Annotated in this window: 20 protein-coding genes; 13 read left to right on the forward strand and 7 right to left on the reverse strand. The window is 65.9% G+C overall.

Annotation, left to right across the window (positions count from 1 at the left end; all coding sequences use genetic code 11):
* Positions 1 to 122: 122 nt before the first annotated feature.
* Complete coding sequence (locus tag AYK61_RS14280) at positions 123 to 1,427, reverse strand: helix-turn-helix domain-containing protein (RefSeq protein ID WP_310886828.1); 1,305 nt, start codon at positions 1,425 to 1,427, stop codon at positions 123 to 125.
* 148 nt (positions 1,428 to 1,575) lie between these two features.
* Here AYK61_RS14280 and AYK61_RS14285 point away from each other — a divergent pair, with 148 nt between their 5' ends.
* Genes AYK61_RS14285 through AYK61_RS14305 form a run of 5 tightly spaced genes read left to right on the forward strand, consistent with a single transcriptional unit; the run spans position 1,576 to position 6,408 of the window.
* Positions 1,576 to 2,430, forward strand: a complete 855-nt coding sequence (locus tag AYK61_RS14285; protein WP_259468060.1) for an ABC transporter ATP-binding protein — start codon at positions 1,576 to 1,578, stop codon at positions 2,428 to 2,430.
* Positions 2,420 to 3,142 (forward strand): ABC transporter ATP-binding protein, encoded by a 723-nt coding sequence (locus AYK61_RS14290; RefSeq protein WP_121871255.1) that lies wholly within the window; start codon positions 2,420 to 2,422, stop codon positions 3,140 to 3,142. The genes AYK61_RS14285 and AYK61_RS14290 overlap by 11 nt, the downstream gene beginning before the upstream one ends.
* 26 nt (positions 3,143 to 3,168) lie before the next feature.
* Entirely contained in the window at positions 3,169 to 4,047 is an 879-nt protein-coding gene (locus AYK61_RS14295) for a branched-chain amino acid ABC transporter permease (RefSeq protein WP_121871256.1), read from the forward strand.
* Position 4,048: 1 nt separating this feature from the next.
* Positions 4,049 to 5,092 carry a branched-chain amino acid ABC transporter permease gene (locus tag AYK61_RS14300; RefSeq protein WP_121871257.1) on the forward strand — a complete coding sequence of 348 codons (1,044 nt, stop codon included), beginning with the start codon at positions 4,049 to 4,051 and terminating at the stop codon, positions 5,090 to 5,092.
* Positions 5,089 to 6,408: an ABC transporter substrate-binding protein gene (locus tag AYK61_RS14305; protein WP_121871258.1), complete on the forward strand. Its 1,320-nt coding sequence runs from the start codon at positions 5,089 to 5,091 to the stop codon at positions 6,406 to 6,408. Before AYK61_RS14300 ends, AYK61_RS14305 begins: the two co-directional genes overlap by 4 nt.
* Positions 6,409 to 6,558: 150 nt before the next feature.
* Here AYK61_RS14305 and AYK61_RS14310 read toward each other — a convergent pair whose 3' ends face one another.
* Entirely contained in the window at positions 6,559 to 7,902 is a 1,344-nt protein-coding gene (locus AYK61_RS14310) for an acetyl-CoA C-acetyltransferase (protein WP_121871259.1), read from the reverse strand.
* A gap of 83 nt (positions 7,903 to 7,985) precedes the next feature.
* On the opposite strand from AYK61_RS14310, the gene AYK61_RS14315 reads away from it, so the two are divergent.
* Together AYK61_RS14315 and AYK61_RS14320 are read left to right on the forward strand one after the other, a co-directional pair.
* Positions 7,986 to 9,332, forward strand: a complete 1,347-nt coding sequence (locus AYK61_RS14315) for a 3-oxoacyl-ACP reductase (RefSeq protein WP_121872753.1) — start codon at positions 7,986 to 7,988, stop codon at positions 9,330 to 9,332.
* Positions 9,329 to 10,186 carry a MaoC/PaaZ C-terminal domain-containing protein gene (locus AYK61_RS14320; RefSeq protein WP_121871260.1) on the forward strand — a complete coding sequence of 286 codons (858 nt, stop codon included), beginning with the start codon at positions 9,329 to 9,331 and terminating at the stop codon, positions 10,184 to 10,186. The genes AYK61_RS14315 and AYK61_RS14320 overlap by 4 nt, the downstream gene beginning before the upstream one ends.
* A 67-nt stretch (positions 10,187 to 10,253) precedes the next feature.
* On the opposite strand, the gene AYK61_RS14325 is transcribed toward AYK61_RS14320, so the two are convergent.
* Positions 10,254 to 10,856 carry a TetR/AcrR family transcriptional regulator gene (locus AYK61_RS14325; RefSeq protein ID WP_121871261.1) on the reverse strand — a complete coding sequence of 201 codons (603 nt, stop codon included), beginning with the start codon at positions 10,854 to 10,856 and terminating at the stop codon, positions 10,254 to 10,256.
* A 62-nt stretch (positions 10,857 to 10,918) separates the two neighbouring features.
* Positions 10,919 to 12,094, reverse strand: coding sequence for a glycoside hydrolase family 3 N-terminal domain-containing protein (locus AYK61_RS14330; protein ID WP_121871262.1), 1,176 nt, complete (start codon positions 12,092 to 12,094; stop codon positions 10,919 to 10,921).
* A 154-nt stretch (positions 12,095 to 12,248) separates the two neighbouring features.
* Here AYK61_RS14330 and AYK61_RS14335 point away from each other — a divergent pair, with 154 nt between their 5' ends.
* From AYK61_RS14335 to AYK61_RS14345, 3 genes are all read left to right on the forward strand, one after another.
* Entirely contained in the window at positions 12,249 to 12,716 is a 468-nt protein-coding gene (locus AYK61_RS14335; RefSeq protein ID WP_027495380.1) for a universal stress protein, read from the forward strand.
* Between the two features lie 103 nt (positions 12,717 to 12,819).
* On the forward strand, positions 12,820 to 12,990 hold the full coding sequence (locus AYK61_RS14340; protein ID WP_082073827.1) for a DUF2613 domain-containing protein: 171 nt from the start codon (positions 12,820 to 12,822) through the stop codon (positions 12,988 to 12,990).
* A gap of 22 nt (positions 12,991 to 13,012) precedes the next feature.
* The gene (locus AYK61_RS14345) at positions 13,013 to 17,260 is read left to right on the forward strand and encodes an alpha-(1->3)-arabinofuranosyltransferase (protein ID WP_121871263.1); all 4,248 of its coding nucleotides are present in this window, start codon (positions 13,013 to 13,015) and stop codon (positions 17,258 to 17,260) included.
* Here AYK61_RS14345 and AYK61_RS14350 read toward each other — a convergent pair.
* Positions 17,238 to 18,386: an acyltransferase gene (locus AYK61_RS14350; protein WP_259468061.1), complete on the reverse strand. Its 1,149-nt coding sequence runs from the start codon at positions 18,384 to 18,386 to the stop codon at positions 17,238 to 17,240. The genes AYK61_RS14345 and AYK61_RS14350 overlap by 23 nt on opposite strands.
* 166 nt (positions 18,387 to 18,552) lie before the next feature.
* Between AYK61_RS14350 and AYK61_RS14355 the strand changes: the two genes are divergently transcribed.
* Positions 18,553 to 19,689: a DUF3068 domain-containing protein gene (locus AYK61_RS14355; RefSeq protein ID WP_121871265.1), complete on the forward strand. Its 1,137-nt coding sequence runs from the start codon at positions 18,553 to 18,555 to the stop codon at positions 19,687 to 19,689.
* 98 nt (positions 19,690 to 19,787) lie between these two features.
* Positions 19,788 to 20,486 carry a phosphotransferase enzyme family protein gene (locus tag AYK61_RS14360; RefSeq protein ID WP_259468191.1) on the forward strand — a complete coding sequence of 233 codons (699 nt, stop codon included), beginning with the start codon at positions 19,788 to 19,790 and terminating at the stop codon, positions 20,484 to 20,486.
* A gap of 67 nt (positions 20,487 to 20,553) precedes the next feature.
* On the opposite strand, the gene AYK61_RS14365 is transcribed toward AYK61_RS14360, so the two are convergent.
* Positions 20,554 to 21,759 carry a polysaccharide biosynthesis protein gene (locus AYK61_RS14365; RefSeq protein ID WP_183130284.1) on the reverse strand — a complete coding sequence of 402 codons (1,206 nt, stop codon included), beginning with the start codon at positions 21,757 to 21,759 and terminating at the stop codon, positions 20,554 to 20,556.
* 25 nt (positions 21,760 to 21,784) lie between these two features.
* Between AYK61_RS14365 and AYK61_RS14370 the strand changes: the two genes are divergently transcribed.
* Entirely contained in the window at positions 21,785 to 23,521 is a 1,737-nt protein-coding gene (locus AYK61_RS14370; RefSeq protein ID WP_397484955.1) for a hypothetical protein, read from the forward strand.
* Here the strand turns inward: AYK61_RS14370 and AYK61_RS14375 are convergent.
* Positions 23,468 to 24,688: a glycosyltransferase family 4 protein gene (locus AYK61_RS14375; protein ID WP_121872755.1), complete on the reverse strand. Its 1,221-nt coding sequence runs from the start codon at positions 24,686 to 24,688 to the stop codon at positions 23,468 to 23,470. The two genes, AYK61_RS14370 and AYK61_RS14375, sit on opposite strands and share 54 nt — an antisense overlap.
* Between the last annotated feature and the right edge of the window lie 79 nt (positions 24,689 to 24,767).

Genomic DNA, 24,767 nt, shown 5'->3' on the forward strand with positions numbered 1-24,767 from the left:
TCGGCACAGCGACGAGAAAGGCCCCGCGCTGCTGCCGGGTCGGGGGTCAGGCAGCAGCACGGAGCCACTGGGAATATATGCACACCACGCCACGCCGTTACAACGACTGCAAAATTGTCTCGTCAATTCATTCGGTTGAATGATCCGCGGGCCGTCGAACTGTCCCCTTGCCCGACGGCTCGGGCCCAATGTCCCGTCCTGACCAGCGCGAGAGTGAGCAGGAGCCGATCTCGCGGATCGGTCAGATCATGCCCGGTCAACTCCTCGATGCGGTGGACCCGGTAGATCACGGTGTTTCGATGGCAGTAGAGCGCCTTGGCGGCGTTGGTGGGCGAGCCGTCCGACGCGAGCATGTGGGCCAGGGTGTCGAGCAGCGTTCCTCGATGCGGCTCCGGGTGCGTCCACAGTTTTCCCAGAGCGTGGCGCACCAGCAACTCCGACGATCGGTCGTCGGCCGCCATGATCACGCGGGGCAGTCGGTCCGTCGCCAGAGCCACGCCGCTGTCTTCGGTGATGGTCTCGGCCGTCAATGCCGCGAGCCGATACGCCGCAGCGAACGACGACAGGCCCTCGGGCGAATGCGCGACCCCCACAGGCCCGACGGCCTTGGCAGCGAGGGCGTCGACGACGGAGTGCCACGATCCCGTTCCGAGTGCGACGAGCGCGAACTGGTGGCCGTCCCTGGTGTTCCAATGCGAGACCGCACCGATCTGATCCAACGCGTCCTCGGGTGCCGGGAGCGGCGGCGACCCTTGGTCGTCGAGCGGACCGACGACACACGCGATCTGCTGTGATGCCGAAAGGCCAAGGGTGGCACGTGCTTCCATGACGAACGCCGGATCACCGCCGCGCCCCGATCGAAGGCCGTCGAGTATCACCAGAACGTTGGCGAGATCGCGCTGCTGCATCCGCGCGCTTTCCTGCCGGTATGCCTCGACGAGGGTTTCGTACTGGCTGTCGAGCGCGCGCCACAGCTGCTGACCCGCCACGAGCAGCAGATGCTCGTCGATGCTGGTTCGGCACTGCTCGCGCTCGAGCATCAGCTCCTCCCACAGCGTCCGACTCCCCAGCGTGTACGCCTTGAGTACCAGTTCCATCGGAATTCCTTGGCGTGCGCGCTCTCTGCCGGTACGACGCCACACCTCGCGCGCGTTGTCACCCGCGGCGGGCAGCCCCGACAGGGTGCGGAGACCTTGATTGATGTGCTCGCGAGTGCTGCGCCGAATCTCGCCTGCGATGTCCGGAGTGGAGCTGGCCAGGTAGGCGGGTTCCTGCTCGATCAACGCCAGCGTGATGGAGTCCGCGATCGAATCCGCTCGCGACGTCAGGGCTGCCCATGCACGTCGAATCTGCTCCTGGTCGGCGTCCGTCACCGCTCCCCGGGCAGCCGAACGCGCCGATGCGCGTCGACCATCGGGGGCACCCACCTGCTCAGTTTTGCGCACTGAGCCCACATGGCAGGTCGATTTGACCGTTACTGGTGCCCAGGCACCCAAACATTCTGTGCGCAGCGCCCATATCGCCCGTTGTGCGAAACGCACCATAGTGGACGCAACAGATTGTGAGGTGGATCACTTGAACGCTATCGACACGAAGGACCCGGTCCTCACCATGACGGACGTCGAAGTGTCCTTCGGCGGAATCGTCGCGCTGTCCGGAGTCAGTCTCGAGGTGCGACCCGGCGAAGTTCTCGGCGTCATCGGGCCCAACGGTGCAGGCAAGACGACGCTGTTCAACGTTGCGTGCGGACTCGTTCGTCCGCAATCGGGAACGCTCGGACGACACGGCGAAACGTTGACCCGTCTACGACCGCACGACCTACCCCGGCTCGGCATGAGCCGAACTCTCCAGGGACTCGGACTGTTCGATCGGATGACGGTTCTGGACAACGTCATGGTCGGTGCCGATCGAACAGCGAAGACCGGAATCCTCGCGGGCCTGCTCGGCCTACCGTCGAGTGCCTCCGACGATGCCGCGGTCCGCTCCACCGCGATGGCCACCCTCGAACGCTTGCGGATCGACGGCCATGCGCACCGATTGCCACCGAGCCTGCCGTACGCGGTGCGCAAACGCGTCGCACTCGCACGCGCCCTGGTGAGTGAACCGACACTGCTACTGCTGGACGAACCCGCCTCGGGTCTGTCCAGTGACGAAATGAGCGAACTCGGCGACGAGATCCGCTCTCTCGCTTCCTCACCGGGTCGTTCCGCAGGCTCCACTCCTGCCCCCTCACCGGATTCCGAACCGGAAAGACCGGCCACATCGATCATGCTCGTCGAGCATCACATGGATCTCGTCATGAGTGTGTGCGACCGGATCTACGTGCTGGATTTCGGCAAGGTCATCGCGCAGGGAACGCCCGACGAGATTCGCGAGGATCCGGCCGTGCTCGCTGCATACCTCGGAAACGAAGTGGCACATGAGAACTGACGCGGCGCACCTGACGATCACCGATCTGACCGTTCGATACGGACCGGTCACCGCCCTCGACTCGGTGTCGATGACCGTCACGGCCGGAGCTGTCACGGCCGTACTCGGCGCGAACGGAGCAGGCAAGACGACTCTGCTGCGCACCATCTCGGGATTGCTGAAACCGGTGTCGGGGAGGATCGAACTCGCCGGGGTCGACATCGTCGGCGTGGCACCGGACCGCATGTCCCGCAAAGGTCTTGCGCACGTTCCCGAGGGTCGGGGCGTCATCGCCGAGTTGACCGTCGACGAGAATCTTCGACTCGGCGCGATGGGACGCAACCGAAGTCACGACGCCGTCACCCTCGACCGTATCTACGACATGTTTCCGCCCCTGACCGGTCGTCGGGCATCCTCGGCACACACCCTGTCCGGCGGAGAGCGACAGATGCTCGTGATCGGCCGAGCGCTGATGGCGACACCGTCGGTGCTTCTGCTCGACGAACCGTCTCTCGGACTCGCACCGAAAGTCGCCGCGCAGATATTCGAGACGCTGCGCGGACTCGTCGACTCCGAGTCGATGACCGTCGTGCTCGTCGAACAGAACGCCCGCAGTGCGCTGTCGATCGCCGAACATGCCGTCGTCCTCGATCTGGGCAAGGTCGCGGTAGAAGGTCCCGCCGACACCTTGGCCGGGGACGACGCCCTCCGACACGCCTATCTCGGGTTCTAGAGCAAGCCGAAAGGACGCCAGCCACAGTGCAACAACTGCTCACCATCCTCATCAACGGCGTGACCACAGGCATGATCTACGCCGCGTTCGCGCTCGCCCTCGTACTCATCTGGCGATCGACCCGCATCGTCAACTTCGCGCAGGCCCCGATGGCCATGATCACCACGTACGTGGCACTGGTCGTCATCGACGCCGGCTACTCGTACTGGATCGGATTCGGAGTCGCGCTCCTCTGCGGCCTGCTACTGGGAGCGTTGACGGAGCGACTCGTCATCCGATTCGTCGACAGCTCATCGCACATCAACCCGGTCATTCTCACGCTCGGGTTGTTCATCATCATCCACGCGGTGGCCGCCATCGTCTTCGGTAACCAATTCCGTTCCTTCCCTGCACCGTTCGGTCTCACCGGACAGCGGATCGGCGACATGAACGTAGCGTTGACCGGGTACGACATCTTCAAGATCGTCGCCGTCCTCGTGGTCCTGGGATTGCTGATCCTGCTCTTCCGGTTCACCGATCTGGGACTGAAGATGCGCGCGAGCGCCTTCGAGCAGGAGGTCGCCAAACTCCTCGGCGTACGCGTGAGTCGAATGCTCACTCTCGGTTGGGCGCTGGCCGCAGTGGTCGGTTCGCTCGCCGGACTCCTCATCGCAGGTGGGTCGCTCGTGCATCCGGGCTACATGGACTCGATCGTCGTATTCGGTTTCGTTGCAGCGGTTCTCGGCGGACTGGACAGTCCGGCGGGAGCAGTGGTCGGCGGCCTGCTGATGGGCATCGGGCTCAGTTTCGTCAGTGGCTATCTCGGTCAGGATCTGGTCTCCAGCGCGGCATTGGTGATCCTGATCGTCGTGCTTCTGCTACGACCGAGCGGGCTGTTCGCCAGCTCTGCGGCCAGGAGGGTGTGACATGAACGCAACTCTCACTCGCCTCACCGCAACACCGGTTCGACGCCACATCCTCGGTTCCCTCATCGGATTGATCGTCATCGTGCTCGCCCTCGAATCTCTGAGCACCTTCCGACAGAGCCAACTCACCTCGGTGGCCTACCTGGCCATCGCAGCCGGCGGACTGACGGTGCTGACCGGGCTCAGCGGCCAGCTCTCGCTCGGGCACGGTGCGTTCATGGCGGTCGGCGCATACACCGCGGCATTGATGTTGCGGGCCAACGATTCGGGATGGTCGGTACCCCTCGTTCTGCTCGCCGCCACCGTGGTCTCGGCGGTGGTCGGTGTCGTGGTCGGTGTGGCCGCCGCCCGACTGCACGGGCCGTACCTGGCCGGTGCGACGCTTGCGCTCGCCGTCGCGGTACCGGGCCTGGCCCTGTACTTCTCGGACTACCTCGGCGGTGAACAGGGACTCGTCGTGCCGGCACCGAAGGTGCCCGAGCTGATCGACGACATGATGTTCTTCGTCACCGGAAACGAGCTCAGCGGAACGAAATTCGTCGCCTATGTCAGCTGGATACTGCTGGTGATCGTGTTCTTCCTGTTGGCGAACGCCTCGTCGAGCCGGATCGGCCGTCGCTGGCGGGCCGTTCGAGACGACGAAGTCGCCGCCGAACTGGCCGGAATCGACCTGGGGCGCGCACGCATTCTCGCGTTCGTGGTCAGCGCGGCCTGTGCGGGCGCGGGCGGTGCAGTACTGGCGATGTCGGCACGAATCGCGGCACCGAGCGGATTCACGCTGACCCTCTCGCTGACCCTGCTCTCCGCCGTCGTCATCGGCGGGCTGGGAACCCTCTCCGGTGCATTGATCGGGGCTGTTCTGCTGACCTACATCCCACCCGTGGTCACCAACCTCGGGCTCGATCTGGGTCTGAGCAGTCTGCAATCTGCCGAACTCGCACCACTGGTGACCGGAATCTTCACCGTCCTCGTCATCCTGTTCGCCCCACTGGGTTTGGTGGGCACGTATCGCAAGTTCCGTCTGACCAGAAAAGGAATGAAATGAAAAAGTTCGGATCGGTGGCATTCAGAACGACCGCGCTCGTCGCCGTCGTCTCGTTGGCCGCGGCGTGTGGTGCAGGTGGCCGAGAAGAGACGACGGAATCCTCGGAAGGGTCGACGGTCGGCATCACCGACACCTCGGTGAAGATCGGTGCCCACTTTCCGTTGACCGGGGTCGCAGCGCCCGGTTACAGCGAAATCCCCACGGGCGCACAGGCCTACTTCGACTACGTCAACGCAGCGGGAGGCATCAACGGCCGACAGATCGAATACGTGGTTCGGGACGACTCCTACGATCCGACGACCACCACCCAGGTCGTCAACGAACTGGTTCTCCAGGACGAGGTGTTCGCCGTCGTCGGCGGACTCGGCACAGCGACCCACAGCGCTGTCATCGACTTCCTCAACGAGGAGGGTGTGCCGGATCTGTTCGTCTCCTCCGGCGCGATCATGTGGGGCAACGACCCCGAGAAGTACCCCAATACCTTCGGCTGGCAGCCCGACTACCAGGTCGAGGGCAAGATCATCGGTGACTGGGTGACGAAGAACCGACCCGACGCCAAGGTCGGACTGTTCCTCCAGGACGACGACCTCGGCCGAGACAGCGAAGAGGCGGTGCGGCAGTATCTCGACGATCAGATCGTCGAGGTCGTGCGGTACACCTCGGGCAACACCGACGTCGCACCTCAGATCGCGGCCTTGCAAGGTGCCGGAGCAGATCTGATCCTCGGCTTCAACGTTCCCTCGTACACCGCACTGAGCCAGCTGACAGCCATGCGGCTCAACTACGACCCCGAGTGGTTCTACAGCTCGATCGGTTCCGACGTCGACCTCGTCGGCTCCCTGCTCGGACGCTTCTCCCAGGGTGCGGTCACCGACGGCGCGCAGTCGCTCGAAGGGATGATCTCGCTGGAGTACATCCCGGGCGTCGACTCTCCTGAGAATCCGTGGACCCAACTGTGGCAGAAGGTCTGGGCCGAGAACGGAACCGGTGACCCCTTGACCAACTACCGCATCTACGGTCTGAGCCAGGCGTACGCATTCGTCCAAGCGCTGCAGGCGGCGGGCGAGAATCCCACCCGTGAGGGCATCGTCGCGGCCATCCAGGACGGCGGCATGGACTTCGAAGGTCCGCAGTTGGCCCCGTTCCGCTACTCGGAAGAAAGTCACCTCGGAATTTCCGGTGCCAGTGTCTTCCAGATCCGCGGCGGCGTACCCGAGTATCTGACTCCGGTGCTGCAGACCGACATCGGGGATTCGGCAGTGGAGGAGTACACGGGCGAGGAATCGACCCCGCCGGAAAGCGGCATACCCGGCTGATCACACGAAAAAGGGGCACGCGGCGCATGCGTGCCCCTTTTTCACGTGGTGGTCGGCAGATCCGAAAACCCCTCGATTATCGGATCCGCCGACCCTTCTGTCCCCCGGACTGTGTCCCCCCGGATTGGGAGCAGCCGAAGCTGCCGCCGGTCAGCGCTCGATGATCGCCGTGACGCCCTGGCCACCGGCCGCGCAGATCGAGATCAGGCCACGGCCCGAGCCCTTCTCGGCCAGCATCTTCGCCAGCGAGGCCACGATGCGTCCGCCGGTTGCAGCGAACGGGTGACCCGCGGCGAGCGAGGAGCCGTTGACGTTGAGCTTGCTGCGATCGATGGAACCGAGCGCAGCGTCGAGGCCGAGCCGCTCCTTGCAGTACTCGTCGCTCTCGAATGCCTGCAGAGTTGCGAGCACCACCGAAGCGAACGCCTCGTGGATCTCGTAGTAGTCGAAGTCCTGCAGCGTCAGGCCGTTGCGCGCGAGCAGACGCGGAATCGCGTAGGTCGGAGCCATCAGCAGACCGTCCTTGAACGATCCGTTGCCGTGGACGTAATCGACTGCTGCGGTTTCGGAATCGACCAGATGCGCGAGCACCGGCAGGTTGCGCTCGGCAGCCCACTCGTCACTCGACAGCAGGGCAGCCGACGCACCGTCGGTCAGCGGCGTCGAGTTGCCTGCCGTCATGGTTGCGTCGCCCAGCTTGGTTCCGAAGACCGGCTTGAGCGTCGCGAGCTTCTCCACGGTCGATCCCGGACGCAGGTTGTCGTCGCGAGTCAGGCCGAGGAACGGCGTCACCAGATCGTCGAAGAAACCGCGGTCGTATGCGGCTGCCATGTTCTTGTGGCTCGCTGCGGCCAGTTCGTCCTGGTCCTCGCGGCGGACGCCGAATTCCTTGGCGGTGATGGCGGCGTGGTCACCCATCGACAGGCCGGTGCGCGGTTCGCCGTTGCGCGGGATCTCGATACCGAGCATGCCGGGACGGACGTTACCGAGAAGCTTGATGCGGTCGGTGGTGCTCTTGGCCCGGTTCAGCGAAAGCAGGAACTCACGCAGTTCGTCGTTGACACCGATCGGAGCGTCGGACGTGGTGTCGACACCGCCACCGATGCCGGCATCGATGCGGCCCGATGCGATGGCGTCGCCGACGGCGATGATCGACTGAAGGCCGGTGCCGCAGGCCTGCTGGATGTCGAAGGCCGGGGTGTACGGGCTCAATGCGCTGCCGAGTACGACCTCGCGAGTGAGGTTGAAATCGCGTGAGTGCTTGAGGACGGCACCGGCGGCGACGAGGCCCAGGCGCTCGCCCTGCAGACCGAATCGCGAGACCAGCCCGTCGATGGTCGCGGTGAGCATGTCCTGGTTGGACGCCAGCGCGTACTTCTTGTCCGAGCGCGCGAAAGGAATGCGGTTGCCACCGACGATTGCGACCGGTCGTAGCTGCTTGCTTGTCACTGACGTCTCCAAACATCGTCGAAAAAGGCCCTGGTGGAGTTTCATCTTACTGGCGAGTAAGTTGGTTGTCGACACCCGGTCGTGCGCCTCGCTCCTCGAGCGAGCAGCGCTGAATGAAAGGTACGACAGTGGCAGCCTCCAAGGGAGCCCCAGATCTCTACTCAACGTTCCTCGCGTCCGCGCCGGGAGCCTTCATCGCCAAGCAGGCCGGCCTGCCGCAGCCCGAGAAGCTGCGCCGCTACAAGGCAGGCGAGCCGCCGCTGGCCGGGCCGGTCCTGATCGGCGGCAGTGGCCGCCTCGTCGAGCCGCTGCGTGAGCTGCTCTCGGATTACCCGCAGTCGCAGCCGCACGACGACAAGCACGGCGGACTGGTGTTCGACGCCACCGGCATCGGCAACGTCGCCGAGCTCGAGCAGCTCTTCAAATTCTTCCAGCCGGTCATCCGCAACCTGGCACCGTCCGCTCGCGTCGTCGTTATCGGCACCACGCCCGAAGAGACCTCGAGCGTCGACGAGCACATCGCTCAGCGCGCCCTCGAAGGCTTCACGCGCAGCGTCGGCAAAGAGGTCAAGCGCGGAGCCACCGCGCAGCTCGTCTACATCTCCCCCAAGGCGTCGACCGGCCTGTCCGGCCTCGAATCCACCCTCCGCTTCCTGCTCTCGGCCAAGTCCGCATTCGTCGACGGCCAGGTCATCGCCGTCGGTGACGCAGACTCACAGGCCCCGGCCTCGTGGGACAAGCCGCTCGCAGGCAAGGTCGCCGTCGTCACCGGAGCCGCCCGCGGTATCGGTGCCACCATCGCCGAGGTCCTCGCGCGCGACGGAGCCACCGTCATCGCAGCCGACATTCCCGCTGCCGGAGAAGCACTCTCGCAGACCGCCAACAAGGTCGGCGGCACCTCGCTCGCACTCGACGTCACCTCACCCGACGCCGGAGAGGTCCTCTCGAAGCACCTCCTCGAGCGTCACGGCGGCGCAGACATCATCGTGCACAACGCAGGCATCACCCGCGACAAGACCCTCGCCAACATGGACGACGCCCGCTGGAACTCGGTCATCGGCGTCAATCTAGCTGCCCCGCAGCGCATCACCGACGAGCTCGTCGCATCCGGCGCGCTCAAGGACGGCGGCCGCGTCATCGACGTCTCCTCCATCGCGGGTATCGCGGGCAACCGCGGCCAGACCAACTACGGCACGTCCAAGGCCGGCGTCATCGGCCTGGTGCACGCGTCCGCACCGGTGCTGGCGAAGAAGAACATCACCATCAACGCCGTCGCTCCCGGCTTCATCGAGACCGCGATGACGGCCGCGATTCCGTTCGCCACCCGCGAGGCCGGACGACGCATGAGCTCGCTGCTGCAGGGCGGCGAGACCGTCGACGTCGCAGAGTTGGTCTCGTACTTCGCTTCTCCCGCATCCAACGCCGTCACCGGGCAGGTCGTGCGCGTGTGCGGCCAGAGCCTGCTCGGCGCATGAGCACCGTCACGCTCACCGCGCAGCCGAAGACGTCCGACATCTACACTTCGGCGGCGCTCGGCGCGCTGCCGTTCTTCGGATCCAGGTCTTCTTCGGTTCCCAGCACGGTGTACGAGCTCGAGGGTCTGCGAGTGGACCCCGACAACCTTGCCGGGTACTGCCGCGCGACGGGGCTGCGATTCGGCGATCAGCTCCCGGTGACCTACCCCTTCACCCTCGTCTTCCCGACGGTGATGAAACTGATGGTGTCCAAGGGCTTTCCGTTCGCCGCCATCGGTTCGGTACACGCCGAGAACGTCATCGAGCAGTTCCGTGGCATCTCGTCCTCCGAGCCGCTGGACGTGCGAGTGCACGCGGAGAACCTGCGCGAGCACCGCAAGGGCTTGCTCGTCGACCTGATCAGTGAGGTCAAGGTAGGACGCGAACTGGTCTGGAAGCAGACTTCGAGCTTCCTGAGCCTGCAGAAGACGTCACTGTCCGGTGGACCCCGCGAGGCACCGCCCGCCGACGAGGTTCCGCCGCCCCCGACCCGCACCCTGCGCGTCGACCAGCGGATCATCAGCCGGTACGCGGCAATCTCCGGAGACCGCAACCCGATTCACGTATCCTCGCTGGGCGCAAAGGCATTCGGGTTCCCGAAGACCATCGCGCACGGCATGTGGAGCGCGGCAGCCGTCCTGCAGACCGTCGAGGGTCGAATCCCGGAAGCTGTGAACTACAGCATCCGCTTCGGCAAGCCGATCGTCCTGCCCGCGACGGTGAACGCCTACGCCGAGGCCGTCGGCACCGGCTGGGACCTGTCGCTGAAGAACCCGAAGAAGGGCTACCCGCATCTGACGGGAACCCTGCGGTAACCGGCTCGAACTCGAAGTTGTGGACGGATTTCCCCGGATTTCCGTCCACAACTTCGAGTTCGGCGTCTCAGGTGGTGGCGGTTTTCTTTCCGGCCAGGCCGCGCCACGCCAGATTCTCCAGCAGGTCCGCGGCCGCGTCGACCTCGATTTCGCCGCCTGCCACTCTGTCGGCCACAGCCTCGCCCGCCCCGACCAGTGCGACGGCCATCAGCCCGAAATTCTGTGAATGTTCCGGATCTCTCGTGCTCATCGCGAGCAGACCGGCCGTCAGCTCGATCAGACGATCTCGGCTGCTCTGCACCTGTGAGGCGAACGCCTGCTGACCGATGGCCTGGCGGTAGAGCACCATCCACGACTTCCGGTTCTCGCCGACGAATCCGAGGAATCCGATCAGAGCCTTGCGCAACTGCTCGCGCGGCGTCAGCGTCGGATCTGCAGCGGGAGTCAGGGCCTCGACGAACTTGACGCCCTCGCGGTGGATGCACGCGGCGAACAACTCGTCCTTCGACCCGTAGTACAGGTAGAGCATCGGCTTGGAGATGGCCGCCTTCTTGGCGATCGAATCCATCGACGTCTCATGAAACCCGTTGTCGGAGAACACATCCACCGCCGCGTCGAGCATCTGCTGCTCGCGGACGGCGCGGGGCAATCTTTTGGTGCCGCCAGCCATGGACCCTCCAATACGTACGAAGTACTAGACGTTACTCCACAGTAAGGTCCAGTACCGCGCAATCAGGCCCCGCACGCCCCCTTGAACCGAGCAACCGTCGCTGCGGCCTCGTCCACCTGAGCCGCCGGCAGGCGTCCCGTCGCCACCGCGTCTTCGAGATTGTCCAACACCGCGGGCACCTGATCGGTGGTGAGCCACAGCGCCACATCGGCTCCCGCGACCAACGCCGCCTCGACCGCGTCGACGATTCCGAGTCGCGCCGTGATCGCCGCCATGCCACTGAGGTCGTCGGTGAAGATCGGGCCGTCGAACGGCGCGGCACCGTATCCGACGCCATCGCGCAACAACGCCATCGTCGCCGGGCTGATGCTCGCCGGCACACCCGGCTCGGTCAGTCCGGGCACATCGAGGTGCCCGACCATGACGCCGACGCCGGAGTTGTTCAGCGCCGCGAACGGCAACAGATCCTTGGTCTTCAACTCGTCGAGCGACGGGGTCGTCACCGCGCCGGTGTGCGAGTCGCCCGAACCCGAACCGTGCCCGGGGAAGTGCTTGATGACGGGCTTGACACCCGCGTCTTCCAGACCCCGCGCGTACGCCCCCGCGTACTCGATCACGACCTGCGGATCGTCGGAGAACGACCTGTCTCCGATGACGGAATCAGCAGGCTGACTGCTCACGTCGACCACCGGAGCGAAGTCGACGGTGACGCCGAGATCCTTCAACCCCTGACCACGCGTCAACGCCATCGAATACGCCTCGTCCACCGACACCGTCTGCGCCAACTCCCGCGCCGACGGGGCAACTCCCAACAGATCCGCGACCCGCGAAACCCGCCCGCCCTCTTCGTCGATCGTCACCATCGGAGCCACCACGGAGGCGTCGAACACCTGCGGTACTTCCCGATTGCCGAGCATCGACTCGTCGGTCCAACTGCCGACGAAGATGCCGCCGACCTGCTCGGTGGACATGATCTGCACCGCATCCGCAGTTCCGGTGACTCCGACGGTGAGCAACTGAGCGAGCCGCTGCCGCTCCGACAATCCATCGACGAACGCAACGCAGCCGTCGACGGGCGGCACCGGTTGCGGCACCGTCGTGTCGACGGGGGTGGTCGTCGACGCAGGGGCCGCCGACTGTGTGGATGCGACCTGCGCAGACTCGGTGGAGCACGAAACCAAGAGGCCGACACCGACCGTCATCACCGCAGCGGACCGAACCGAAAACCGAAGTCGCATGGAATACGACGGTAGCCGAGATCGTCGGTGTCGCTGCCCACCCGGGGTTCGGATCGATGCGCCTTTGTTGCACTCCGACCGACTGAAACCCACATCGATCCGACGAGGGGTGAGGGTAATCTGGACGAACGCGACATGAGGAGGACCTCGAACCATGACCGCAGACCTCATACTCATTGCCTACGACGGCTCCGACAATGCCAAGCGTGCGATCGACTACGCAGGCCGATTTCTCACCACCTCGCGCGCGATCGTCGTCACCGCGTGGGAGCCGATGGTGCGTCAGGCCGCTCGAATGTCCGGACTCTCCGGCGTCATGCAACCCGAATGGGTTCCCGACGACGAGGCCGAGGACGTTGCGCTCACCGACGCGAAAGTGACCAACAGCGAGGGCGTCGCGCTGGCCGAGGCCGCAGGCCTGAAGGTGGAGGGCCAGTGCACCGAATGCACCACCGCCATCTGGAGCGCGATCGTGGAGAAGGCCGACGAGATGAACGTCGACATCATCGTCACCGGCACCAGAGGCACCACCGGTCTTCGTGCGCTGCTCCAGAGTTCGGTGGCCGAGCATGTACTGCGGCACAGCCATCGGCCCGTCCTGATCGTTCCGCCCGGCAAGTAACGCGTCCACCGGCCTGATGGGCGGGTGCGAGTGATACCGTGATGCCCGCGTGGGGGTCCACCTCGCCCGCTTCTTTCCTGAGCCGACTGACTGGAGAACCGAGATGAAGTTTGCTGTCCCGGGTGTCATTGCCGCCGTCGTCGGAGCCGTACTGGGTGCGGGCGTCGTCTTCGGAGTCACCGCAGCTGCAGCCGACAACTCTCGTCCGGATATCGATCGCTCCGGAAACGCCGACTCGTCCTTGCTGAACCAGGTTGAGTACGGCAGCCGCTGACGCTGGTCGCTTTCGTGAATCGGTGATCTCGGCCGAGCCGCTCGGCCGTAAATGGCTCTTCGGCGTCTCGATTCTGGCGTTCCTCCTCACCTTTCTGCAGGTCCCCGGCTTCACCGTCGCCGATACCAAGTACGACCTGGCTCAGAACCCACTCGGATTTCTCGAACGCGCCTCCCATCAGTGGAACAGCGCGGCTCCGCTCGGCCAGGTGCAGAACCAGGCCTACGGCTACTTCTTCCCCCACGGTGCGTTCTTCGCCGGCGGTGATCTGCTGTCGATCCCGCCGTGGATCACTCAACGCATCTGGTGGGCCTTGCTGCTCATCGCCGGGTTCTGGGGAATCGTCCGGCTCGCCGAAGCCCTCGGTATCGGCAGCCGCAGTTCCCGTCTGATCGCCGCGACGGCCTTCGTGCTCTCGCCGCGAGTGATCACCACCCTCGCGTCGATCTCCTCGGAGACGATGCCGATGATGCTCGCACCGTGGGTTCTGATCCCGATGGTGCGGTATCTCGCCGGGGATGATGCGAAACAGACGGTTCGGCGCGCCGCCGCGCAGTCTGCACTGGCTGTGGCCTTGATGGGCGCGGTCAATGCCGTCGCCACTGCCGCAGCCGTTCTGGTGGCCGTGATCTGGATGCTGACGCATCGGCCGAACAAGCGTTGGTTCGTCTTCGGCGGATGGTGGTCGGGCTTTCTGGTGCTCGCGACGCTGTGGTGGATCGTTCCACTGCTGTTGCTGGGCAAGGTCTCTCCACCGTTTCTCGATTACATCGAATCGTCCGGCACCACCACACAGTGGACGTCGCTGACGGAGGTGCTGCGCGGCACCGGCAGCTGGACGCCGTTCGTCTCTCCCGAGCGAGTGGCCGGTGCCGTTCTGGTGACTCAGCCCGCGGCCGTCATCGCGACGGGCTTGATAGCGGCTGCTGGAATCGCGGGCCTGGCGATGCGGTCTATGCCCGCCCGCGGCCGGTTGACGGTCATGCTGTTCATCGGTCTGGTCGGCCTCGGTGCCGGGTTCGTCGGCGATCTGGACGGTCCGTTCGCGGCTTCGGTTCGGGTGTTCCTCGATTCTGCAGGCGCACCACTGCGCAACATCCACAAACTCGAGCCGGTCATTCGAATCCCGTTGGTACTGGGCCTGGCTCACCTCTTGGGCCGCGTTCCACTGCCGGGTTCTGCGCCGCGGACGCAGTGGCGATCGGCCGTCGCGCATCCCGAGAAGCATCCGATGATGGCGGTGACCGCCTTGGTCCTGGTGGCCTTGACGCTGTCCACCTCGCTGGCGTGGACGGGCAAGCTCGCGCCCCGAGGAGCGTACGAGGCCGTTCCGCAGTACTGGCACGACGCCGCGGACTGGCTCACCGAGAATGCGTCGGGATCGAGTCCCGACGGTTCCGACGCACAGCGGGCCCTGATCGTGCCCGGCGCACCGTTCGCTCTGCAGACCTGGGGATTGACCCGAGACGAACCACTGCAGGCGCTGGCCACCACCCCCTGGGCCGTCCGCGACGCCGTACCGCTCACCCCGCCCGGTGCCATCCGGGCACTGGACTCCGTGCAACGACTTTTCGCCGACGGTCGGCCGTCGGCCGGATTGGCCGATACCCTTCTGGGCCAGGGCATCAGCTACGTCGTCGTACGCAACGACCTCGATCCCGAGAACTCGCGATCCACCCGTCCGGCATCGGTGCACCAGGTGCTCGACGGTTCGCCGAGACTCGAGAAGGTGGCCGAATTCGGTGAGGACGTGGCTCCCGGCCAGGTCGACGGCGTCGTACTCGACGGTGATCTGCGACCGCCGTATCCGGCTGTGGAGATCTATTCGGTGGGCGATTCGGCAGACATTCCCGCGTCCGGTCCCTACACCGTCGATCTCGATCGCGTTCCGGTGGTCCAGGGTGGTCCGGAGTCCATTCTGCGCTCGAACGAGTTGCGGAACAACGATATTCGCAATCCGGTGCCGTCGGGCCCCACGCTGCTGGCCTCGGATGCGGCCGCGGCGGGCATTGCCGTGAACTCGGTGACGGTGACCGACACCCCGATGAATCGCGAGACGGACTTCGGCCAGGTCGACAATCACAGTTCTGCGCTGCGGGCCGCCGACGAGCCGCGACGTTCGCTCAACGAGGTTTCCGACTACCCGGTGTACGGGTCGAAGACCGTGGACGCCGAGTGGGAGGGCGCGACCCTGACGGCGTCGAGCTCGGCGTCGGACGCCACACAGATCGGCGGCAGCGCCCCCGGCAGCGGTGTCGCCGCCGCTGTGGACGGCGATCTGGCCACCAGCTGGATCAGCAACGGCATCGAACGTGCTGTGGGGCAATGGCTTCAGCTCGACTTCGATACTCCGGTGCGCGGCGGGCTGCTGCGTATGCGTACCAGCCCGGGGACGATCGGCGACCCGGTGAAGTGGGTGGAGATCACCACCCCGAACGGCTCGACGGCCGCGCGCGTCGACGAGCCGGGTGAGCCGATGACGGTGTCGCTGCCGGGCGGTGAGACGCCGTGGCTGCGCATCACCGCGAAGTCGACGGTAGACGGAACCCGCGGCAGCCAGTTCGGCATCAGCGAGGTGTCGGTGGACGACTACTCCGACCGGGACAACCCGAAGCAGGTACCGATCGTGCACCGCGCGGTGCTGCCCGAGACTCCCGCCGGAGCAAGCGTCGATGCCTGGGAACTGGGCCAGGAATTCCCCGGCCGGTCCGGGTGCCTCGACACCGAGGATCGAATCCGCTGCAGCAGTGGACTGTCCAAGTCGCCCGAGGAACTGGGGCGCTTCTCACGCACGATCGACGTCCCGATGGGTACCGCCGTCATTCCCGATCTGACGGTCCGCACGCGTCAGTCTCCCGAACTCGAAGCGCTACTGGCGCAACCGGGTCGGCCGTTGGCCGGCGGGGCGTCGGACGTCGCCGACCTGCACGGTTCGGCGTTCGCCGCGACCGACGGTGATCCGCGCACGTCCTGGGCGGCGCCGGAGAAGTCGATCACCGATCGAGCCGGAACCAACCCCACCCTGACCATCGAATTGCCCGCTCCGACACTGGTGGACGGGCTCGAACTCAGGCCCAGCCTGGGCGCACTCCCGGCGCACCCCACCCGCGTCGCGGTCAACCTCGGCAACGGGCCGATGGTGCGCGACGTCGACACCGACGGCTCGACGACCCTCGAACTGGCACCGTACGTGACGGACCGGATCGTCCTGTCGATCGTGGACTGGGAGGGAGTTCTGGATCGAAACTCGCTGGGCTTCATCCAGTCTCAGCCACCCGGCTTCGCCGAGGTGACGCCGCTGTCCGGTGGTGAACCGATCGGCGCACCGTACGACGGTGACCGCGAGATCACCGTGGACTGCTTCGCCGGCCCCATCCTCTCCATCGCCGGGCAGACGGTGCGCACGTCGGTGACGGCCACCGCGGAGCAGTTCCGTTCCGGTGAGCCGCTGAAGGCATCGGTGTGCGACGCCGACACCCCGGTGAACGAGAATTTCGTCAACCCGGTATCGCTGCCCGAGGGTCGCCAGGACGTGGTGGTGGAGCCGGGAGCGTCGTTCTTCGTCGACGGTATTCGGTTGCGCACCATGCCCATTCCGGCACAGTGGCCGACGAGCTCGGCACCGCAGGTCGCCAGGACCACCGCCTGGAGCCCCGATCACCGTGAGGTGACGCTGACCTCCACAACGGAGGATCGCTTGCTGGTCATCCCGGAAAGCAACAACAGTGGTTGGCGCGCAACCACTCCCGGAGGCGTCGAACTGTCCCCGGTGGTGGTCGACGGGTGGCAGCAGGCCTGGGTCGTTCCGGCCGGGGCGTCGGGCACGATCTCGTTGGATTTCGCCACCGATCGCTGGTATCGACTCGGCATCTTCGGTGGGTTGTTGCTGCTGATTCCCCTGCTGTTCGCAGCGTTGCGTCGGCCGCGCAGCATGCCCGATCTCGGGCCCGCACCGCGGCCTTGGCAGAGCCTCCCGGCGGCGATCGTGGCGCTGTTCGGAGCGACGATCGTGTTGGCAGGAATCGCCGGTGCTGCCGCTGTGGCCGTGATCGGTGTCGGTGCAGTGTTCCTGGACCGCCGCTACGGTCGCGCGCTCTCCTCGCGCGTGTTGGTCAGCGCAGCAGGCGGATTCGCCTTGCTGGGCGCGGCGCTGCTCTCGCTCGGTCCATGGCGATCGCCCGACGGGTACGTGGGCGAATCGTACGGAGTGCAGCTGGCCGCGCTGATCGGAATCGTCGCGTTGGCGATCAGTGCGATGCGGAAACCGTGATCGGCGTCTTCTTGGCAGCGAAGCGTCGTCGAGCAGGGTCTTCCACCAGCGCGTAGCTCGCCGCAGCCACCGGAATCGACAGTGCGAGGGTCACCGGCAAGACGAACCACATACCGCCCGTGAACGGGATGATGCCGAACACCGGGAACACGACGGCAAGCACAGCCAGATGCCAGATGAACAATCCGTACGACCAGCGGCCCAGCGTCAGCATCACAGGATGCTCGAGGAAGCGATGCCGGCGACCGTCCTCGGCGAGAATCAGCGGCGCGAGCATCGCGAAGGCCAGTATCGCGCCGAGTAAGATCTTGATCTCGAACTGCCAGGCCGCCGGACGCACCAAGCCCTGCGGACCCGCCAGAGGAGTCGCCGACATGGCGAACGCGGCAACCGCGATGGACGACATGACAAATCGGCGACGAGCCAACCGATGCACCCAGGTCGGTGGCCCCACCGAGATCTCGGCGAGCAGCATCCCAGCCGCAAACCACGGGAAGTAGCCGGGGAGCCAGTTGTCATGGTGAATGCCGTCGGGGGTCGACACCGGAACGAATGCCCACGACAGAGTCAGCACCGCAGCGCCCAGAATGACTGGGATACGGCGGGCGGCGGCCGCGCCGCGCAGACGCACCATCAGCCAAGCGAACACCGGCAGCAGAAGATAGAAGGCGAGCTCGACCGACAGCGACCACATCTGCGTCAAGCCCTGGGTCAGGGTCAACGGCACGAACACCTGAGTGAACGACAGGTTCGCCAGCCACACGCGGTAGTCACCGCCGGCATCGGGAAGAAACAGCAGGATCAGTATCACGCCGACCCAGTAACCGGGCAGAATTCTCGCGAGCCGCGAACGGAAATAGCGGCCGAGCGGCTGGGCACTCCGATGACCGCGGGCCGCCGCCGCGTGCGGACGCCACAGCAGGAATCCCGACAGCGAGAAGAAGATCGCCACAGTCAGGTCGAACCTTCCCCAGATATGACCCAAGATCGGCGACGTCGCGCCACCGGTCTGAAAGGCCACGTGGGTGACAACGATTCCGATACACGCGACGGCACGCATCCCCTCGAGTGACGGTACGAATCCACCAAGCGGGACAACGCCTGCCGAACGGGTCTGTGTGCTCATGGTGGCCTCAAGTGTGCCGTGTCGAACCGGCGCAGACGAGACCGGTGCCACTGTCGACTGTTACTGTCACCTGCGACGTGTCGTAATAAATCGGGCATCGGGTCGGGGCGAACGTGTTTCCCGCTCGCGGTGTCTTCCATGAAGCGGTCAACTAAGGAGATTCAGCATGGCGGAGCGCTCAGGGCCGAGCCGGATACTTGCCCTCGTACTCATCGGCTTGGGCGCGTTTCTGGTGGTCGCCGCCATCCTCATTCCCACGTACACCATTTCGGCGCTCGAGAAGACGCCGTTGGACCTCGAAGTCACCACCGTCTCCACCGGTGAGGGCAGTGTGCTCAACGCCAGCTCCCTCGCGGCCGGTCGCGCAGTCGTCGACCAGAACGTTCCCCTCGTCTCCCAGCGATTCGTCACCGTCGAGGATCCCTCCGACGCCGACATCATGACGCTGCAGGCAGGCCAGACTCTGCGTCGCAGCGACAAGCAGGCCGATACCGGGCTGCTGACCGCGAGCGTCGACCGCGTCACCATCGACCGCAAGACGTCGATGCCCGTCGAGAACCCGATCGGCACCATCCAGGTGGCAGGCGACGCGCCCGCCGAAGAGGTGGCCCACACCGGACTGCAGTACAAGTTCCCGTTCAACTCGGAGCAGAAGAGCTACCCGTACTTCGACGTCAATGCCCGGGCGACCAAGGACATCGATTTCGTCGAGGCAACCGAGATCAACGGCACGCCGGTGTACCAGTACCAGCAGACCGTCGGCCCGGTCGACCTGTCGACCGTGGTGAACCTGCCGACCAACAAGGTCACCCTGCCCGCCGACACCTGGGGTGTCGAGGGTGGAGACGCACCGGTGACGATGACCCGCTGGTACGAGAACACCCGCACCCTGTGGGTCGAGCCCGAGACCGGCGTCGTCGTCAAGGGTGAAGAGCAGATTCACCAGTACTACGCGCGTGAGGCAGGCCAGCCCGAGGTCGACGTCCTCAATGCTCCGATCACGTTCGACGAGAACACGGTCGAATATCAGATCCAGCAGGCCAAGGACGGCCAGGATCAGATCTCGCTCTTCGGCCGTACCGTCCCGATCATCGCCGGAATTCTCGGTGTCATCTCGCTGATCGCCGGAGTGTTCCTGCTCCTGCGCGGCGGCGGAAACGGCGGACATCGGCAGCCGGCCCGTATGGACAACGCTCCACGACCGACCCCCGGCGGCGGAGCAGCTCCCGCGCCTTCGAGCAACCGTGATTGGACGACGGATCGCACCGAAGAGATTCCGAGGACGAACCTCAACAAGGAATAAGTGCTTTGCAGTGGCGTGGTTGAGTGCCCGTGAGGGCGCACAACCACGCCACTGCTCTATCTGGAGATGGGGCCGACTGAGTGATGCTCCCCGAGTCGATGCGGTCAGGTTGGCCGGGTCTCGTAGTCGACGGCCCGCTGACCGGTGGTGCGCGAAACGACATCTGGTCCGGAAAACTCGATGGGGTCCGCGTTGTCATCCGTCACTCACTTCGCACTCCTGATTCTCGATCCTGGGAGTGGCACCTACTTCGCCACCTCCACGAATGTGGAATCCGCGTGCCAGTGCTCGTACCGTCGTCGGCGGGCAACTCGGACGTCGACGGCTGGCACGTCTACGAGTACGTGGAAGGTTCGCACCCCGAACCGAAGGACCCTCGGATCACCGACGCCCTGGCCGAGGTTCACGCCGCAACCGTGGGCTGGCCGCAGCGCCCGGGGTCGGCGAGTGCGACCGATCTCTCGGAACTCCTCGTCGGTGGCGACGTCGACTTGACCGCACTGCCAACAGGTTTGGCCCATCGGATAGTCGATGCGTGGCGAAAAGCACGAACGCAGTCCCCGACATGCGTGGTCCATGGCGATGCGGGTGCGCGCAATGCGATCATCGACGAGCACGGCCGCTGCGTGTTGATCGATTGGGACGAAGCGCGGGTGGACCAGCCCCACTACGACCTACCGATCGGGCCCGCCGAACTCAGAGCGAATCTGGCGTGGGAGATCGCCACGTGCTGGATACCCGAACCCGATTACGCCAGGTCACTGGTGCAGGACTTCACCGACGCAGACCCACGTTGATCGATTTCGAATTCTGTTGTAGCCGAATGACTTTCTAGCTGACAGAGCGATGGGTTTGTAGGGCCCGCTAGCGATCCACGCGGTTTCCCCACAACACCAGTCCACACACCACCACCATTGTCACCGCTGCGGTGACTGCGGCGACGACGACGAATTGCGCGAGTGTCGACGCGACGAACAGCAACAGCAACACCTCGACGCCGAGGGCGAACCAGGCGACGAGAGCGAGGTGGGTGCGCTCGCCCGCGATGGCCCACAGCAACGCGCTCTGCAGCACGGCCAGGCACGCACCCTGCAGCACGAACAGCCAGACGTACTTCTGCACACCGGAATACGTATCGCCCACCACCAGTGGCAACAGCGGAGACGCCAGCGCGCCGCCGACCACCAGAACCGTACCGAGCCCCGCGACGACGGCCAGCGCCGATCGCACCGCGGAGGCCGAATGCAGCGGGTTCGCCATCCGCGGATACAGAACGACGCCGACGGCCTGCGGCAACCAGAACGCTGCCTTGGACGCGACAGCACCCACGGCGTACAGCCCGGCTTCGTTGGAGCTGAGCAGCGTGCGCGCCAGCACCAGATCCAGCGCCGACATCGCGATCAACACCAACTGCACCTGAGACGCCTGCAGCACGGCCAGAACCGTGACCTTGGTTTCCGAGACAGAGTTCACCGGCACCCCGGCCGTCCATCGCGCACCGAGCGCCACCACGCCGATGCCCGCGGCCGTGGCAAGAAGAACCGAACCAGGACCACCGCCGAGCACCAACACCAGCACGGCCGGAGCCACCTTGCCGAACCCGGCGGCGGCCAACACGACACTCAGAGCTCCGAATCGCCCACGTCCCTGCAACAAACCCTGTTCGGCGGCCAACAGCACCAGCACCGGCGCAGCGATGACCGCCGACACGGTCGCCGCCATCGAGATGTCCATGGCCGCAGAGAGTGCGGGTGCCAGTGCCAGAGCGAGCACCCCCACCACCGCCGCACACCGGTACCCCACTGTTCGCAGTTCGCGAGAACTGCGCCCGCGCACCACTTCACGCGCAACGACGGACTGCAACGCCAACGCCGGAACCGCGAGAACCAATTGCGCGGCAAGCAGACTCGCGAATTCTCCGTAGCCCTCGACGCCGAGCATCCGGCTCGCCAGAACCTGCAGCAGGTACGCCGCAACGTTCGCGAACATCGAACCGGCCGTCACCATCCCCATCCCGGCGACCGACGCACCCGCGGTGTGCTCTGCCTCGGACGAGGCGCGGAAAGACATGAGCCCACGGTATAGGGTGCCGATCATGGCGTGGTCGAGGTCGAGGTGGACACCGCCGCTCTACAGCCTGCTGCTCGCACTGGTGATTCTCGGCCCGCTGCTCGGTCCCGGCTATCTCCTGCTGCGCGACGCCGTCAGCACCCCCCGTTCCTACTTCACCGACTCCGCCTGGGGAATCGCCGACGCGGCCGCGAGGGCAGTACCACAGGACGCCGCTATCGCCGCGCTGTCGACGGTTTTCGACGGTGGTCTGGTGGTCAAGTCCATTCTGCTGCTGGCCCTGTGGCTGACCGGATGGGGCGCAGCGGTGATGGCACGAACGATGCTGCCGACAGCCCCACTACCCGCACTGCTCGTGGCATCGACGGTGGCGGTGTGGAACCCGTACGTCGCCGAGCGACTGCTGCAGGGGCACTGGAGCCTGCTCGTCGGATACGCCGCCCTCCCGTGGACTGTGGTCGCTGCACTCGCGGTCAGAGATGGCCGTTCCTGGTGGGCGCTCGCAGTCTGTCTCGCCGCTGCCGGACTCACCCCCACCGGCGCGTTGCTCGCCGCAACCATCGCCCTGGTGGTCCTCGCCCTCCCCGGGGGTGCTCGACGCGGCCTGCGCGTGGTCGGCGCCCTCGGGCTGGCGGCGGTGGCGTCGGCGCCGTGGCTGGTGGCGACGGCGGTGTCCGGCGGTGGCGTCGAGCAGGCGGATCCGGCGGGTTGGGCGGCGTTCGCGGCGCGGGCCGAGCCGGGTCTCGGCACCCTCGGCAGCCTCGCCGGTCTCGGCGGAATCTGGAATTCCGATGCCGTACCCGGCTCTCGGACAGGTCTTTTCGCCCTCGTGGGCACGGCGCTGCTACTGGCCGTGGTCGCGTTCGGTGTGCGGCCGCTGATCAGGCGTCGAAGAAATCCGGTGATCGGGGGGCTCGGTGTCGTTGCCCTGCTTGCCATCGCAGTTCCCGCGCTGGCAGCGACGGGACCTGGTTTGGCAATGGCCCGCGCGCTGGGCGAGACGGTGCCCGGCGCCGGGCTGCTCCGCGACTCCCAGAAGTGGGTGGCGCTGGCGATGCCGATCTACGTGTTGGCCGCTGCGGCTGCGTTTTCGCCCCGGCGTCGACCGAATCCGGTGCAACCGACCGCGCTGAGCGCGGTCCAGCGCACCCGATTCGGTAGCGCCGTTGCAATATCGGCCCTGCTGATCGCACTACCCGACCTGGGCTGGGGCGTCGGGAATTCGATGCGGCCCGTGGCGTACCCGGCGTCCTGGCAGGCGGTCGCAGCCGAACTGCAGGGCAGCGACGGCGATGTCGCGGTACTACCGGCCGGGATGTTCCGCCGCTTCCCTTACAGCGGCAGTGCTCCCGTTCTCGATCCCGCGCCGCGCATGCTGCCACTGGACGTACTGCAGACCGGCGAGCTCATCGTCGCGGGCGGCACGGTGCGGGGTGAAGGGGCGCGCGCGACGGAGGTCCAGAATGCCCTGCTCGCAGGCGAATCCATGAACGTGATCGCACAGCTGGGTGTCGGCTGGGTACTGGTGGAGAACACCACCCCCGGCGAGCTCGGCGAATCCGAGCAAACACTGAATCCCCTGGACATCGCATACTCCGACGACCAGCTCACGCTCTACCGAGTACCCGATCCCGTGCTCACCGAAAGCCGGCCGGCGGCAGCCGTCGTCGTTGCCCACCTCGCGTGGGCACTGCTGCTTCTCGGGGGACTAGCGGTAGGACTGCTGGGCCGAATCCGAGTGCTGCGCACCCACCAGACCTGACGACCACGAACCACGCGTCGTCGCGTCGAGCACCGAGTAGACACCTTCTGCGCACTGCTCCCAGGAGAATTCCGCCGCACGCACTCGCGCCTTCTCGCCCAGGCGAGTTCGGGCTTCGGCGTCCTGCAGCAGCTCCGAAACGGCAGCGGTCAGACCGGAGACGTCGCGGTCCTCTTCACCATCGGAAAGCCCGCCCACCAGAACACCGGTGACGCCGTCGATGATGGAATCGGTGAGGCCCTTGGAACTTCGGTAGCCGACGGTCGGCACGCCGTGCTGAGCTGCCTCGACGACCGCGAGACCCCAGCCCTCCTTCCGGGAGGGCATGACATGCACCCAGGACCGGCCGAGCAGGGCGTGCTTGCGGTCCTCGTCGACGTGTCCGTGGAAGGTGACGTACTGCTCGATGCCCAGTTCTCCGACGTAGTCGCGGAGATTCTGCTCCCACCAGCCGCCGCCGATGACGTCGAGGTGGATATCGGGGATCCGGCCGCGCAGCGCGGCAACGACGTCGAGCGCGTCCTCGATCTGCTTGTGCGGAACCAACCGGGACAGCACGGTCAGCGACGGGTGCGCGGTGCGGGTGCTCTCGTCGCCTTCGGGCACCGACACGGGTATCTCGTCGGCTCCGTTGCGCACCACGGCGATGCGCTCGCGGTCGACGCCCAGTGCGACCAACTCGTCCGCGGACGGCAACGACACCGTCAGGTACTGATTGCGGCGGTGGACCCTCGGGGACACCGTCGATTCGAGCCACCAACCGAGCTTGGCCATCATCGGCCCCGCGACCGGCCACTGCTCGCGGTGGCAGTGGTGCACCAGCAGCGTCACCGGGACGCCGAGCGCGGCACGGGAGAAGAAGGGAATGCCGTTCTGGGTGTCGATCACCGCGTCGGGTGCGATGCCCTTGAGCGGGCCGAAACCGAGCCGTCCGGCCGCGATGGCGGCCAGTGCTCGGGGATAGACCGACAGGCGTCCACCACCGCGGCTGATGCGAATGCCGTCGACGATCTCCTCGGCGGGAGCTCCTGGATACGACGCCGTCCTCAGCGTGACGCGGACGCCGCGGCGAGCCAGACCTGCGCCCACCTGCTCGAGGTAACGCTCACTGCCGCCGCCCTGCGGGTGCCCGGTATCGCGCCAGCACAGCAACAGAACCTCGCGCACAGCCCGCTTCACCCAATTTCCGCATGTTCGCTTCTCGACCGCCGTCGATTACCGCTGCCACACTAACCGCTAGGGTTCG

The sequence above is a fragment of the Rhodococcus sp. SBT000017 genome, assembly GCF_003688915.1.
Lineage (GTDB): Bacteria > Actinomycetota > Actinomycetes > Mycobacteriales > Mycobacteriaceae > Rhodococcoides.

Coding starts and splice junctions, on each gene's coding strand:
- AYK61_RS14335 (WP_027495380.1), top strand. CDS start 12,249: ATGACCGCAGACCTCATACTCATTGCCTACGACGGCTCCGACAATGCC.
- AYK61_RS14290 (WP_121871255.1), top strand. CDS start 2,420: ATGAGAACTGACGCGGCGCACCTGACGATCACCGATCTGACCGTTCGA.
- AYK61_RS14320 (WP_121871260.1), top strand. CDS start 9,329: ATGAGCACCGTCACGCTCACCGCGCAGCCGAAGACGTCCGACATCTAC.
- AYK61_RS14360 (WP_259468191.1), top strand. CDS start 19,788: ATGCGGTCAGGTTGGCCGGGTCTCGTAGTCGACGGCCCGCTGACCGGT.
- AYK61_RS14305 (WP_121871258.1), top strand. CDS start 5,089: ATGAAAAAGTTCGGATCGGTGGCATTCAGAACGACCGCGCTCGTCGCC.
- AYK61_RS14340 (WP_082073827.1), top strand. CDS start 12,820: ATGAAGTTTGCTGTCCCGGGTGTCATTGCCGCCGTCGTCGGAGCCGTA.
- AYK61_RS14350 (WP_259468061.1), bottom strand. CDS start 18,386: ATGAGCACACAGACCCGTTCGGCAGGCGTTGTCCCGCTTGGTGGATTC.
- AYK61_RS14365 (WP_183130284.1), bottom strand. CDS start 21,759: ATGTCTTTCCGCGCCTCGTCCGAGGCAGAGCACACCGCGGGTGCGTCG.
- AYK61_RS14330 (WP_121871262.1), bottom strand. CDS start 12,094: ATGCGACTTCGGTTTTCGGTTCGGTCCGCTGCGGTGATGACGGTCGGT.
- AYK61_RS14370 (WP_397484955.1), top strand. CDS start 21,785: ATGGCGTGGTCGAGGTCGAGGTGGACACCGCCGCTCTACAGCCTGCTG.
- AYK61_RS14325 (WP_121871261.1), bottom strand. CDS start 10,856: ATGGCTGGCGGCACCAAAAGATTGCCCCGCGCCGTCCGCGAGCAGCAG.
- AYK61_RS14310 (WP_121871259.1), bottom strand. CDS start 7,902: ATGAAACTCCACCAGGGCCTTTTTCGACGATGTTTGGAGACGTCAGTG.
- AYK61_RS14355 (WP_121871265.1), top strand. CDS start 18,553: ATGGCGGAGCGCTCAGGGCCGAGCCGGATACTTGCCCTCGTACTCATC.
- AYK61_RS14300 (WP_121871257.1), top strand. CDS start 4,049: ATGAACGCAACTCTCACTCGCCTCACCGCAACACCGGTTCGACGCCAC.